At 71.5% G+C, this 12,883-nt stretch carries 12 protein-coding genes and 1 tRNA gene; 5 read left to right on the top strand and 8 right to left on the bottom strand.

Annotated elements, in window-relative coordinates; translation table 11 throughout:
- Positions 1-125: 125 nt before the first annotated feature.
- A complete protein-coding gene (locus WA640_RS27965; protein ID WP_106364244.1) occupies positions 126-1,052 on the bottom strand; it encodes an endonuclease/exonuclease/phosphatase family protein in 927 nt (308 codons plus the stop codon).
- A 119-nt stretch (positions 1,053-1,171) separates the two neighbouring features.
- A tRNA-Ser gene (locus tag WA640_RS27960) sits at positions 1,172-1,262 on the bottom strand.
- Between the two features lie 109 nt (positions 1,263-1,371).
- Here WA640_RS27960 and deoD point away from each other — a divergent pair.
- Positions 1,372-2,079 carry a purine-nucleoside phosphorylase gene (gene deoD, locus WA640_RS27955; RefSeq protein WP_335992153.1) on the top strand — a complete coding sequence of 236 codons (708 nt, stop codon included), beginning with the start codon at positions 1,372-1,374 and terminating at the stop codon, positions 2,077-2,079.
- A gap of 44 nt (positions 2,080-2,123) precedes the next feature.
- Here the strand turns inward: deoD and WA640_RS27950 are convergent, their stop codons facing one another.
- Positions 2,124-4,190, bottom strand: coding sequence for an acyltransferase family protein (locus WA640_RS27950; RefSeq protein WP_335992152.1), 2,067 nt, complete (start codon positions 4,188-4,190; stop codon positions 2,124-2,126).
- Positions 4,191-4,346: 156 nt separating this feature from the next.
- Here WA640_RS27950 and WA640_RS27945 point away from each other — a divergent pair, with 156 nt between their 5' ends.
- From WA640_RS27945 to WA640_RS27935, 3 genes are all read left to right on the top strand, one after another.
- Positions 4,347-5,870, top strand: a complete 1,524-nt coding sequence (locus WA640_RS27945; protein ID WP_335992151.1) for an acyl-CoA carboxylase subunit beta — start codon at positions 4,347-4,349, stop codon at positions 5,868-5,870.
- A gap of 13 nt (positions 5,871-5,883) precedes the next feature.
- Complete coding sequence (locus tag WA640_RS27940; RefSeq protein ID WP_335992150.1) at positions 5,884-7,011, top strand: acyl-CoA dehydrogenase family protein; 1,128 nt, start codon at positions 5,884-5,886, stop codon at positions 7,009-7,011.
- 194 nt (positions 7,012-7,205) lie between these two features.
- Positions 7,206-7,688, top strand: a complete 483-nt coding sequence (locus tag WA640_RS27935) for a Rieske (2Fe-2S) protein (protein ID WP_335992149.1) — start codon at positions 7,206-7,208, stop codon at positions 7,686-7,688.
- Positions 7,689-7,747: 59 nt separating this feature from the next.
- Here WA640_RS27935 and WA640_RS27930 read toward each other — a convergent pair whose 3' ends face one another.
- The 4 genes from WA640_RS27930 to WA640_RS27915 all read right to left on the bottom strand — a co-directional run bounded on the left by WA640_RS27930 (position 7,748) and on the right by WA640_RS27915 (position 10,884).
- Positions 7,748-8,137 (bottom strand): DUF3151 domain-containing protein, encoded by a 390-nt coding sequence (locus WA640_RS27930; RefSeq protein ID WP_106364250.1) that lies wholly within the window; start codon positions 8,135-8,137, stop codon positions 7,748-7,750.
- Positions 8,138-8,169: 32 nt separating this feature from the next.
- Complete coding sequence (gene nhaA, locus WA640_RS27925) at positions 8,170-9,603, bottom strand: Na+/H+ antiporter NhaA (RefSeq protein WP_335992148.1); 1,434 nt, start codon at positions 9,601-9,603, stop codon at positions 8,170-8,172.
- Between the two features lie 75 nt (positions 9,604-9,678).
- Positions 9,679-10,098 (bottom strand): Fur family transcriptional regulator, encoded by a 420-nt coding sequence (locus tag WA640_RS27920; RefSeq protein WP_106364252.1) that lies wholly within the window; start codon positions 10,096-10,098, stop codon positions 9,679-9,681.
- A 189-nt stretch (positions 10,099-10,287) separates the two neighbouring features.
- Positions 10,288-10,884 carry a helix-turn-helix domain-containing protein gene (locus WA640_RS27915; protein ID WP_106364253.1) on the bottom strand — a complete coding sequence of 199 codons (597 nt, stop codon included), beginning with the start codon at positions 10,882-10,884 and terminating at the stop codon, positions 10,288-10,290.
- Positions 10,885-10,985: 101 nt separating this feature from the next.
- On the opposite strand from WA640_RS27915, the gene WA640_RS27910 reads away from it, so the two are divergent.
- Positions 10,986-11,762, top strand: a complete 777-nt coding sequence (locus tag WA640_RS27910; protein ID WP_442904855.1) for a TSUP family transporter — start codon at positions 10,986-10,988, stop codon at positions 11,760-11,762.
- Here the strand turns inward: WA640_RS27910 and WA640_RS27905 are convergent.
- Positions 11,759-12,856 carry a calcium:proton antiporter gene (locus WA640_RS27905; RefSeq protein ID WP_335992146.1) on the bottom strand — a complete coding sequence of 366 codons (1,098 nt, stop codon included), beginning with the start codon at positions 12,854-12,856 and terminating at the stop codon, positions 11,759-11,761. The two genes, WA640_RS27910 and WA640_RS27905, sit on opposite strands and share 4 nt — an antisense overlap.
- Positions 12,857-12,883 lie beyond the last annotated feature (27 nt).

Below are 12,883 nucleotides of genomic sequence, written 5' to 3'. Positions count from 1 at the left end.
GCGACGCGCGCGAACACGGCGGTGTCGTCCGCGGCGCCCTCCGCGGTCACGGTCGGCAGGATCAGCGTGGCGTCGTTCTCGGTCACGTCAGTGAGACGCCGGAGCCCCGGTCCGGGGTTGCCCGCTCAGAACGCGAAATCGGCCGAGACGGGCCGGTGGTCCGAGGCGGTCGCGTCGAGGACCCCGGAGCCGGTCGCGTTCAGGCCCCGGTACAGGACCTGGTCGATCCGCGCCATCGGCGTGTCCGCGGGCCAGGTGAACCCGAAGCCCTTCCCGGCGGAGGCCTGCGCGGACTCCAGCTGGTACGTGATCGGGGCGAGCGACCGGTCCTGCACCGTGCCGTTCAGGTCCCCGGCGAGCACGACCCGGTCGAGCTCCTCGTCGGCGATGGCCTCCCCGAGGAGCTCGGCGGTCTCGTTGCGCTGCTCCGACGTGAAGCCCTCCGAGTTGACGCGCACCGACAACAGGTGCGCGACGTAGAACGCGACGGGCTCCCCGTCGATGTCGATCGCGGCGCGGAACGCCCGCGCCCAGCCCAGGTTGAGGTCCACCTCGTTCGACTCGGCCACCGGGTACACCGACCACAGGGCCACCGTCCCGTACGCCGCCGAGTACGGGTACCGCTCCTCCAGGACCTCGCCGAACGCCATCCGCTGGTCCTCGGTGAGCTCGACGAGGACGATCACGTCCGGGTCGGCGGCGAGGAGCGTCGCGGCGGTCGCCTCGGTCTCGGTGTTCTCGGCGTTGACGTTGTGGGCCACGACCCGGAAGTCGCCGTCGCCGTCGTGCTTGTCGGGGATGAGCGCCGCGTACATCTGGAACCACACGAGCGCCGGGAGGATCGCGCAGACGATCGCGAGGGGCCTGCGGCGGACCGCGGCGAGGACGATGAGCACCGGCACGCCGAGGCCGAACCACGGCAGGAACGTCTCGATGAGGCTGCCGAGGTTGTACCAGTTGTTCGGGATGAAGCGGTGCAGCAGCAGGATCGCGGCCAGCAGCAGCGACAAGAAGATGACGATGCCGCTGTAGATCTTCCCGGTCTTGGCCATCCCGGTCCGCCCTTCACGGTCGGCGGCCCGCACCGGCCGCTGTGGAGTTTCGACAGCCTAGCGGGAGGCCGCCAGGAACGGCGAACGCCGGGCCTCGGCGAGGCCCGGCGTTCGGACGTTGGCGGTAGCGGTGGGATTTGAACCCACGGTCAGGGGTTACCCGACACTCGCTTTCGAGGCGAGCTCCTTCGGCCGCTCGGACACGCTACCGCCGAAAAGGTTACCGGACGCGCACGGCCGCCCGGCGGGCGGGATCGCGCGATTCAGCTCACAGGTGGTCTCCGGGAATTCATGGGATGTTTATGAGAGGCTGGGCGGCATGACTGCACACATCTCCGCCGAGCCCGGCGACATCGCCGAGAGCGTCCTCCTGCCCGGGGACCCGCTGCGCGCGAAGTGGATCGCCGAGACCTTCCTCACCGACGCCGAGCGCTACACGCAGGTGCGGAACATGTTCGGGTACACCGGCACGTACAAGGGGAAGCGCGTCTCGGTCCAGGGCACGGGGATGGGCCAGCCGTCGGCGTCGATCTACACGCACGAGCTGCTCGACGTGTACGGCGTCAAGACCGTCGTCCGGGTCGGCTCCGCGGGCGCCATCCATGACGACATCGAGCTGCGGGACGTTGTCGCGGGGATCGGGGCGTCAACGAACTCGTCGATGAACCGCATCCGCTTCAACGGGGTCGTCGACTACGCGCCCGTCGCCGACTTCGGGCTGCTGCGCAGCGCCGTGGACGCGGCCGCCGCGCGGGGCGTGAACATGCACGTGGGCCAGCTGTACTCCTCCGACACGTTCTACACGGACGCGCCCGACGTGGAGGCGAAGCTCGCCGACTACGGCATCCTCGCGATCGAGATGGAGGCCGCGGCGATCTACACGCTCGCGGCGAAGTTCAAGGCGCGGGCGCTGGCGCTGTGCACGATCTCCGACCACATCCTCAAGGGCACGGAGCTGCCCGCGGCGGACCGGCAGGAGTCGTTCTCGGAGATGGTCGAGATCGCCCTCGACGCCGTCACCGCGTAAGCGAGGTCCTGCAGGGCCCGGTCCGCTCGGACCGGGCCTTCGCGCTATCCGAGGGCCGCGGCGAGCTCGGCCTCCAGGTAGGGGCCGAGGGTCGCGGCGAACGTGTTGGTCATGTGCGCGTCGTCGCGGTAGACGAGGACGTTGCCGACGACGGGCTCGCAGGTCTCGGGGCCGCAGATCGCGTCGGTCAGGTCGATCTTGTGGACGCCGTCGGGGACGTCGAGCCCCGCGAACGCGCCCTCGTCGTAGTAGGCGTCGCGGTCGACGGCGCACTCGGGCGACTCGGGCCCGTGGAGGTCCACGCACAGCGGGATGTCGAAGCGGGGGCTCGGGGTGTCGCGGATGACGGCGACGCTCGTGCCGGTGGCGAGGAGCTGCTCGTACCGGTCGGTGTAGTCGGGGAACGTCTCGTACGCCTCGTACCCGACGCGGGAGCCGTACGTGAACACCAGGTCGGGGGCGAGGTCGCCGATCTCGGCGACGACGGCGTCGTTCCAGGCCGCGCAGGACCGGTACCGCTCCTCGCCGAGGGCCTCCTGACCGGTCTCGATGATGCACGCGTTCTTCGTGTACGCCACGACATGCCAGTGCCGCGACTCGGCCGCGGCGAGCACCGCGGGCAGCCACTGCCAGATCTTCGAGCCGCCGTACATGACCACGGTCGCGGCCGCGTCGGCTTCGGCAATGCCGAAGTCGCAGCGGATCGGCTCGTAGCCCTCCATCGTCTGGTTGCAGTCCCCCGAGAGCGCCGGGTCGTAGTCCTCGGCGGCGTCGAGCGTTGAGGGCGCGAAGTCGAGTTCGGGGAACGCGGCGCCCTCGGCGAGGGCCGCGGCCCCGGGGTAGAGGGCCGGGTCGGCGGCGGCCTCGGCGAGGCGGGCCCGCTCGTGGGCGATGTACCAGCTCATCGACGCGCACGCGGCGAGGACGAGCGCGATGCACGCGGCCCCGAGCGCGAACGCGCCCCGCGCGGTCGACTGGCCGAGCCCCGAGGCGGGGAGGCGCACCTCGACGGCCCAGTGCGTGAGCGCGGCGAGCGCCGTGGCCGCGGCGAGGATGAGCAGGCCGCCGGTCAACGTGGCGGTGTCGCGGCCGGTCGCCGTCAGGTAGCAGACGAGGATCGGCCAGTGCCACAGGTACAGCGTGTACGAGAGCGTGCCGAGGCGCTGGAGCGGCCACGTGTTCAGCAGCAGCCCGGCGCCCTTGCCGGGCGCGGCGGTGGCGGCGACGATGACCGCGCAGGCCCCGGCGACGGGCGCGAGCGCGGCCCAGCCGGGGAACTGGGTGGATTCGAGGAGCGCGCCCGCGAACACGAGGACCGCGACGCCCGCCCAGCCGAGGGCGGCCGCGGCGAGTCGCGGGAGGCGCGCGGCCCAGCCGCGCACCGAGGGCCGGAGCGCCAGCGCGAGCAGGCCCCCGGCGGCGAACTGCCAGATGCGGGCGCGGGTGTCGAAGTACGCGTACGCCTGGTTCTCGGCGGTCTCCCACAGCGCGAACGCGAACGACGCGGCGAGCACCGCGGCGAGGACGGCGGCGACGGTGCGCATCGGCGGGAGCCCGGCGCGGCGGGCGGCCCACAGGACCAGGCCGACCAGGACCGGCCACAGCACGTAGAACTGGGTCTGGACGCCGAGGGACCAGTAGTGCTGGACGATGCTCGCGCCGTTGTTCGAGGACAGGTAGTCCACGGAGTGCGCGGCGAGGTTCCAGTTCCCGTAGTAGAGCGCGGAGGCGGCGATGTCGCCGAGCTGCTGGCCCCAGGTGGCGCGGGGAAGCCACAGCAGCACCATGAGGACGGTGCCCGCGGCGACGACGAGCGCGGGCGGGAAGATGCGCCGCACGATCCGGGCCGCGTACGGGAGGTACCCGAGGCCGCGCCCGGCGTCGGCGGAGCGCAGGAACCCGGCGGTGATGAAGAACCCGGACATGAGCAGGAAGATGTCGACGCCACCGGAGACGCGGTCGAACCAGATGTGGTAGACGGCGATGACGGCGATGGCGAGGCCGCGGAGGCCGTCGATCTCGCGCAGCCGCGGCGGCCGGGCGGGCGCGGCGGCGCGTTCCGACGCTGCCGGTTCGTCTGCCGCGGGGTCGGCGGTGGAGGTGGCGCTCATGGGTCTCCGGGGCGTGGCGGGGCGGTCGCTGCGGGGTGTCGCCACCGAGCGTAGAAGGCGGTTCGCGGATGCGTTGACACGGGGCTCCGGGCGGGACACAATAGCCATGACCTTAACGATCGTTCAGGTCGGTGGATCGTCAAGGAGGACGTCATCGTGGACTTCAGCGGGGACTACCCGGCCGAACGGGCGCGCATCGAGCGCGGCGGGGCCGAGAAGTACCACAAGGCGGCGGCCGCGGCGGGCAAGTACCACGCCCGCGAGCGCATCCGCCGCCTGTGCGACCCCGACTCGTTCCGCGAGGACGCCCTCTGGGCCAACCCCGACCCGAGCCTCCCCGCCGACGGCGTCGTCGTCGGGTCCGCCACGGTGCAGGGCCGGCCGGTGCGGATCGTCGCGAACGACTCCACCGTCAAGGCCGGGTCGTGGGGCGCGCGCACCGTCGAGAAGATCATCCGCACCATCGAGGCCGCCCAGCTGGAGCAGCACCCGATCGTCTACCTCGTGGACTCCGCGGGCGCGCGCATCACCGACCAGGTGCAGCTGTTCCCCGGGCGCCGCGGCGCCGGGCGGATCTTCCACGAGCAGGTCCGCGCCTCCGGGAAGATCCCGCAGGCGTGCGCCCTGTTCGGGCCCAGCGCCGCCGGGGGCGCGTACATCCCCGCGTTCTGCGACATCGTCGCCATGGTCGACGGCAACGCGTCGATGTACCTCGGCAGCCCCCGCATGGTCGAGATGGTCACCGGCGAGAAGACCACCCTGGAGGACATGGGCGGCGCGCGCGTCCACACCGAGCTCTCGGGGGTCGGACATTTCTTGTGCCGCAACGAGGACGAGGCCATCGCCGACGTGCGCCGCTGGCTGTCCTACCTGCCGTCGAACTGGACGCAGCCCGCCCCCGTGCGCGCGGCCCGCCCGCCGCTCCCGGTGGACCTCGCCGCGGTCGTGCCGCCGAGCGAGTCCGCGCCGTTCGACATGCACTCGTTCCTCGACGGGCTCGTCGACCAGGGGTCCGTGCTCGAAGTGCAGGCTCGGTGGGCCGGGGAGCTCATGACCGCGTTCGCGCGCCTCGACGGGCGGCCCGTCGGGGTCGTCGCCAACAACTCCGCGGTGCGCGGCGGGGTCCTGTTCTCCGACTCCGCGGACAAGGCCGCCCGGTTCGTGAACACCTGCGACGCGTTCAACGTGCCGCTGCTGTTCCTCGCCGACGTCCCCGGGTTCATGGTCGGCTCCGCCGTCGAGCACGCAGGGATCATCCGCCACGGCGCCAAGATGATCGCCGCCGTCGCCGAGGCCACCGTCCCCAAGATCTGCGTCGTGGTCCGCAAGGCCTACGGCGCGGGGCTGTACGCGATGGCCGGGCCCGCGTTCGGGTCCGACGCCGTGCTCGCGCTGCCGACCGCGCGCATCGCCGTCATGGGCGCCGAGGCCGCCGTGAACGCCGTGTACGCCAACAAGATCGCCGCGATCGACGACCCCGCGCAGCGGGAGCAGTTCGTCGCCGACCGCCGCGCCGAATACGAAGCCGACGTCGACCTGCGAAGGCTCGCAGGAGAACTCGTCGTCGACGACGTCCTCGCCCCCGAGGAGCTGCGCGATGACCTCATCGCGCGGTACCGCCGGCTGACCCACAAGGACCGCCGGTTCGCCGACCGCCGACACCCGATCACACCGGTGTGAACAGGAGCCAGCAATGAAACTCGACATCGAGCAGACCGAATTCGCCGCCGCCGTGCGCGCCTACGCCCAGGAGCAGATCCGCCCCGTCATCGGCGACTTCTACGAGCGCGGCGAGTTCCCGATCGAACTCGTCCGGGGCCTCGGCAAGCTCGGCGTCCTCGGGGTGACCCTCCCCGAGGAGCACGGCGGTGCCGGAATGGGCCTGTTCATGCTCGGCCTCGCACTGGAGGAGATCGCCCGCGTCGACGCGTCCGTCGCGGTCACCGTCGAGGCGTCGGTGACCCTCGGCGCCGAGGCCATCGCCAAGTTCGGGAGCCCTGCGCAGCAGGCGAAGTGGCTGCCGAGCCTCGCCGCCGGGCAGGGCCTCGTCGCGTTCGCGCTCACCGAGCCGGGCGGCGGCACCGACGCCGGGCACACCGACACCAAGGCCCGCCTGGAGGACGGCGAGTGGGTCATCGACGGCGCGAAGTGCTTCATCACGAACGCGGGCACCGCGATGACCGACCTCGTCATCGCCACCGCGCAGACCGGCCCCGGCGAGGTCTCGTGCATCGCCGTCGAACCGGGCACGCCCGGCCTGGAGATCGGGCCCGAGTACTCCAAAGTGGGCTGGCGGGCCTCCGACACGCGGCCCGTCTACTTCGACAATTGCCGCGTGCCCGAGGCGAACCTCATCGGGCAGCGCGGCCGCGGGTTCGTGCAGTTCCTCGAACTGCTCGACTCCGGGCGCGTCGCCATCGCGGCGCTCGCCACCGGGTCCGCGCAGGGGTGCCTCGACGAGGCGCTCGCGCACGCGAAGGAGCGGCAGGCGTTCGGGCGGCCCATCGGCGAGAACCAGGCGATCGCGTTCATGCTCGCGGACATGAGGCTCCGCGCGCACACCTCCCGCCTGGCGTGGCAGGACGCGGCGCTCAAGGCCGAGGCCGGGGAGCCGTTCGGCACGGACGCGGCGCTCGCGAAGCTGCACGCGTCGCTCGCGGCGGTGGACAACGCGCGGGACGCGACGCAGATCTTCGGCGGGTACGGGTTCATGAACGAGACGCCGGTGGCGCGGGCCTGGCGCGACGCGAAGGTCCTGGAGATCGGCGAGGGCACCAACGAGGTCCAGCGGATGCTCATCGCGAGGTCCCTGGGGCTGTAGGGGTTCGGGGCGGCGGCCGGGGCCCCGGCCGCCGCCTGAGAGTTTACTGAAAACTTCAACTAAAGGTCTTGAGTTTCCGCCCCGAATCATGACAAGCTCGGCTCTTCGGCAGTAGCGTTGCCGCCGCGGCCCGAAACCTCCCCAGGCTCGCAGGCTGCCGCGGGGGACGGGCCGCATGGACAAGGAGCTCAGACATGACCGACAGCAAGACCGGTAGCGACCTCGCGCGGCGGGTCATCGCCTCGCGGCGCGGGTTGATGTGCGGCCTGGCCGGGCTCGGGGCCGCAGGGGCCCTGGCCGCGTGCGGGACCGCCGAGCCGTCCGACGACTCGACGACGTCCGGTTCGGACGCGACGACCGGCGGCTCCGGCGACGGGTCGTCCAGCGGCGCGGGCGGCGACGCGCTCGCGGCGACCGCGGACGTCCCCGAGGGCGGCGGGATCGTCGTCCAGGACACCGTGCTGGTGCAGCCCACGGCCGACGAGTTCCTCGCGTTCTCGGCCGCGTGCCCCCACATGGGGACGATCGTGAACCCGCCGGACGCCGCCGGCGACATTATCTGCCCCAACCACGGCTCGACGTTCTCCCTCGAAGGGGAGCTGGAGAAGGGCCCGGCCGAGACCGGCCTGACCCCGGTGGACATCAACGTCGAGGACGGCCAGATCTTCCTCGCCTAGCAGGGGCGGGACGAAGCGGCCGGGAAGCACTCGCTTCCCGGCCGCTTCTCGCTCCGCTGCTAGGTCAGTGCGTCGGCCGCGGCCGGGTCGGAGTCGCGCAGGAACTGGGCGCAGCGGGCGGCCTCGTCGGCCTCGCCGATCGCGGCGGCCGCGCGGGACAGCTGGTGCAGGGACTTGAGGAACCCGCGGTTGGGCTTGTGCTCCCAGGGGATCGGGCCGTGCCCCTTCCAGCCGCTGCGGCGCAGCTGGTCGAGCCCCCGGTGGTACCCGGTGCGCGCGAAGGCGTAGGCGGTGACGTCGTCGCCCGACTCCAGGGCGTTCTTCGCCAGCCGCGCCCACGCGGCGCAGAACCACGGGAACTGGCGGACGGTGTCCTCGGGCGTGTGCGCGTCGAGGTACGTCCGGGCCTCGGTGTCCTCGGGCAGCAGCGTCGCCGGAGGCTGTGACATCAGATTCTGCGGAGCCAATTCGGGTCCTCACTCTAGGGTCGAGTCGCTCGTGAAAAGCAGTGGGCCAAGCCTAACCCCGCCTCGCGGGCGTCCTCCAGCTCCGGGTCGGCGTCGTCCTCCTGCGCCGTGCGGGGCGCGGTGAAGTGCACGGCGATGCTCCCGACCAGGGCCGCGGCGATCGACGCGGTGAGGACGCCGATCTTCGCCTCGTACGCCAGGACCGGGTCGCCGCCGTAGAACGCCAGTTCGGCGATGAACAGGGCCACGGTGAACCCGATGCCCGCGACGGCGGCGATCGCGGTGAGCAGCGGCCAGGAGGTCCCCCGCGGCATCCGGCCCAGGCCGAGCTTCACGACCAGCCACGTCACGAGCGTGATGCCCAGGGTCTTGCCGAGGACGAGGCCGAGCACGATCCCGAGCGTCACCGTGGACCCGAACGCGGCGGCGACGAGGTCGGAGGAGAGCGGCACGCCCGCGTTGGCGAGCGCGAACAGCGGCAGGACCACGAAGGAGGAGAACCGGTGGTTCTGGTGCTGGAGCCGGGCCGCGGGCGGCTGCGCGTCCCGGGTGAGCTTGACGAGGCGCTCGGTCTCTTCGAGGGTGAGGCCGTCCTTGGCGAGCTCCTGGGCCTCGTCGTGGGCGACGGCCGGGTCGAGGAGCGGCCGGGCGGCGATGATGAGGCCCATGACGACCCCGGCGATGGTGGCGTGGACGCCGGACTGGAGCATCGCGACCCACAGCAGGACGCCGATGACGAGGTACACGGCCGGGGACCACACGTTGAGCAGGCGCATGAGGACCGCGAGGGCGACCAGGGCGGCGGCGGCGATGAGCCATTCGGTGGCGAGGTCGTCGGTGTAGAACACGGCGATGACGGCGATCGCGCCGAGGTCGTCGACGATCGCGAGCGTGAGCAGGAAGATCCGGGCCGCGGAGGGGATGCGGGAGCCGAAGAGCGCGAGGACGCCGACGGCGAACGCGATGTCGGTGGCCATGGGGATGCCCCAGCCGTGGGCGCCGTCGCCGCCCGAGTTCAGCGACGCGTAGATGAGCGCCGGGACGGCCATGCCGCCGACGGCCGCGGCGATCGGCGGCACGGCGTTGCGGGGGCTGGCGAGCTCCCCGGAGACGATCTCCTGCTTGATCTCCAGGCCGACGACGAAGAAGAACACGGCCATGAGGCCGTCGTTGATCCAGTCCTTGAGGGTGTGGTGGAGGCTGAAGTCCCCGAACGTGAACGTGATGTCCAGGCCCCACACCGCCTCGTAGGACCCGGACCAGGGCGAGTTCGCCCAGAGCATGGCGAGCACGGCGCAGACGACGAGGACGACGCCCGCGGCGGGCTCGATCTTGAGGAACTCCGCGGCGGGGCGGCCGACGTAGCGGGCGATGGGGCGGCGCGAGTAGAGGAACGCGGGGCGGTTCCTCCAGATGTCGGACTTCCAGGGCTCCTCGGGCAGTGTCATGCGCCAGAGCCTATCCGGGCGGCCGGGAGGTCACCGGATGATGCCGGACAGTGACGTCGGCGCCGGGCCGGTCCGTCAGGCGGCGGCGCGGCAGTCGGGGCACAGGCCCCGGTAGGTGACGGCGGCGCTGGTGACGGTGAAGCCGTGGCGCTCGTCGCCGGGGAGCCACTCGATGGGGTCGGCGACGGCGTGGACGTCCTTCATGAGGCCGCAGCCGTCGCAGATGAGGTGGTGGTGGTCGTGGTCGGCGTTCGGGTCGTACCGCTTGGACCGGCCCTGGAGGGACAGCTCGATGACCTCGCCGAGGGCGACCATCTCGTTCAGGGTGTTGTAGACCGTGGCGCGGGAGATCTCGGGCATGCGCTCGCAGGCGCGTTCGAGGACCTCGTCGGCCGTGTAGTGCACGTGGGAACCTTCGAGGGTCTCGGCGATGACACGTCGCTGAGGGGTGATGCGCCAGTTGTGGCGCCGCAGTCGGGTTACCAGGTCGCTCATGCTGTTCTCTCAACGGTCCGGAAGTCGAACCCCACTCTAGCAGGACAAACGGGCCCCGCACCACTGATGCTGGACGGCTTCTCACTTTAGACCGCTTCTAAGGTTCGCCTAAGCCGCCCGGCCGGGCGCTCGGGGCGGACACCGCGGCGGCCCCCGCGCGGGTCGTGCGGGGGCCGCAGTGCACCGGGCCTAGTCCTCCAGGACGCGCCCGCACTCGCCGCATTCCGGCGGCTTCTGCCGCGGAACCTCCACGAACTCCTCGGCCACGATCCACAGCTTCCACCGGTCGTGCTCGCGGATCACCGTGATCGAGGTGATGTCGTCGCGGCCGGGCCGCTCCAGGCCCCACATGATGTCCAAGGGCTCCTTGTGCTTCGCGAGCTTCACCTCGCGGCCCTTCAGGTAGTACCCGGCCCGCGAGTACACCAGCTGCACCTGCTCGCCGTGCTCCTTCGGCGCGGGTTCGCGGCTGCGGCCGTTGAGGAACGCGTGGTACTCGGTGTGCAGCTGGCGCGCGATCTGCTGGAGCGGCACCGACGAATAGGCCTTGACCCACCGGTTCGCGGGCTGGTTCTTCCACTTGGTCAGCCGCGCGGAGATCTCGGCGTAGGAGATCTTCTCCCCCTTCGCGCGCCACTCGCGCTGGAACACCGACAGGGACCAGTTGTACACGGCGCGAACCGCTTCGAGGGTCTCCTCAAGGTTCCGCAGCTGCTGCTCGTCGGGGTCGAACGTATACTCGTACCCGCGTTTCACCAAGTGGGTCATAGGCTTCGTCATGTCCATGACCTGTTGATATCAGACGATTACGCACCGCCACGTGTTCCTCACCTCATCGGCGTGTCGACTGGCCGTGCGGCAAGTAACTTGGCCTGGTGCCCTTCGACATCGACCCCGGTCTCTTCGCGCTGCTCATCGTCGCGGCCGTCTTCGCCGGGTGGGTCGACGCGGTCGTCGGGGGCGGCGGCCTCATCCAGCTCCCCTCGCTCCTGGTGGCGTTCCCCACAGCGCCGGTGCAGCTCATGCTGGGCACCAACAAGATGGCGTCGGTGTGCGGCACCACGATCTCCGCGATCACCTACTCCCGCAAGATCAAACTGGAGCACCGGCTGCTGTGGCCCACCGTCGGCCTCGCGCTCCTCGGCTCCGGCGCCGGGGCCGTCGCGGCCCTCGCGGTCTCCGCGAGCGCGTTGAAGCCCATCATCATCGGGGTGCTCCTGGCCGTCCTCGTCCTGGTCATCGCCCGGCCCCAGCTGGGCCTCGAACCGCAGCCGCGGCTGCGGACCCCGCTGCGCGCCGCCGCACTCATGCTCACCGCCGGCGTCGCGGTCGCGTTCTACGACGGCGTCATCGGGCCCGGCACCGGGATCTTCCTGTCCGTGGCGTTCACCGCGATCATCGGCTTCGACTACGTCACGGCCGCCGCGCACACCAAGGTCGTCAACGCCGCCACCAACATCGGCGGCGTCACCGTGTTCGCCCTCCAAGGGAACGTGTGGTGGATCCTCGGCCTGGTCATGGGCCTGGGCTGCATGGCGGGCGCGTGGTTCGGGGCCCGCACGGCGATGGCGAAGGGCTCCCGGTTCGTGCGGATCGTCCTCGTCGTCGTGGTGCTCGCGCTCCTGGCCCGGCTCGGCTGGGACGTGTGGGCCGCCACCCGCTAAGGGTTGATCGCCAGGAACAGGTAGGCCGCGAGCAGCGCCAGGTGCACGCCGCCCTGGAGGCGGGTCGCGCGGCCGGGGACCACGGTGAGGACCGAGACCACGAGCGTCAGGCCCAGCAGCACGATCTGCGTCGGGCCGAGCCCGAGCAGCAGCGGCCCGTCCATGAAGAACGAGGCGACCGCGATCGCCGGGATCGTCAGGCCGATCGAGGCCATCGCCGACCCGTACCCGAGGTTGATCGAGGTCTGGATGCGCTCGCGGCGGGCCGCGCGGATCGCCGCGATCGACTCCGGAAGCAGCACGAGCAGGGCGATCGCGACGCCCACGGACGACGCGGGGAAGCCCGCGGCGTCGACGCCGGCCTTGATCGCCGGGGACTCGACCTTCGCGAGGCCGACCACGCCGACCAGCGCGACCATGAGCATCCCCAGGCTGAGCAGCGCCGTCTTCCCCGACGGCGGGTCCGCGTGGGTCTCCTCGGTGACCGGGCCCGCCTCGGTGATCGGGAGGAAGAAGTCGCGGTGGCGCACGGTCTGGGTGAACACGAACAGGCCGTACAGGACGATCGAGACGACCGCGGCGAACACCAGCTGCGAGGCCGTGTACTCGGGGCCGGGCGCGCTCGTGGTGAACGTCGGCAGCACCAGGCCGAGGACGGCGAGGGTCGCGACGGTGGCGAGGGCCGCGCCCGAGCCCTCCGGATTGAACAGGGTCGTCCCGTACTTGAGGGCGCCGAGGAGCAGCGAGATGCCGACGATGCCGTTGGTGGTGATCATGACCGCGGCGAACACGGTGTCGCGGGCCAGCGTCTCGGCGTCGTGCCCGCCGGAGGCCATGACGGTGACGATGAGGGCGACCTCGATGACCGTGACGGCCACGGCGAGCACGAGCGAGCCGTAAGGCTCGCCGACCCGGTGCGCGACCACCTCGGCGTGGTGGACGGCGGCCAGGACCGTCGCCATGAGGGCGGCGGCGGCGACCGCGACGAGGGCGGTCTCGGACTCGCGGCCCCAGGTGAAGGCCAGGACGACGATGCCGACAATCGGCGCGATGACGGTCCAGGACAGCAGCGGGGATCGTTTCGCGGCGCTCATACGCGACATCCTGTCATGGGACCGTCG

The sequence above is a fragment of the Glycomyces sp. MUSA5-2 genome (assembly GCF_037034145.1).
GTDB classification, from domain to species: domain Bacteria; phylum Actinomycetota; class Actinomycetes; order Mycobacteriales; family Micromonosporaceae; genus Glycomyces; species Glycomyces artemisiae.
This window is presented reverse-complemented; position numbering and strand designations above follow the sequence as displayed.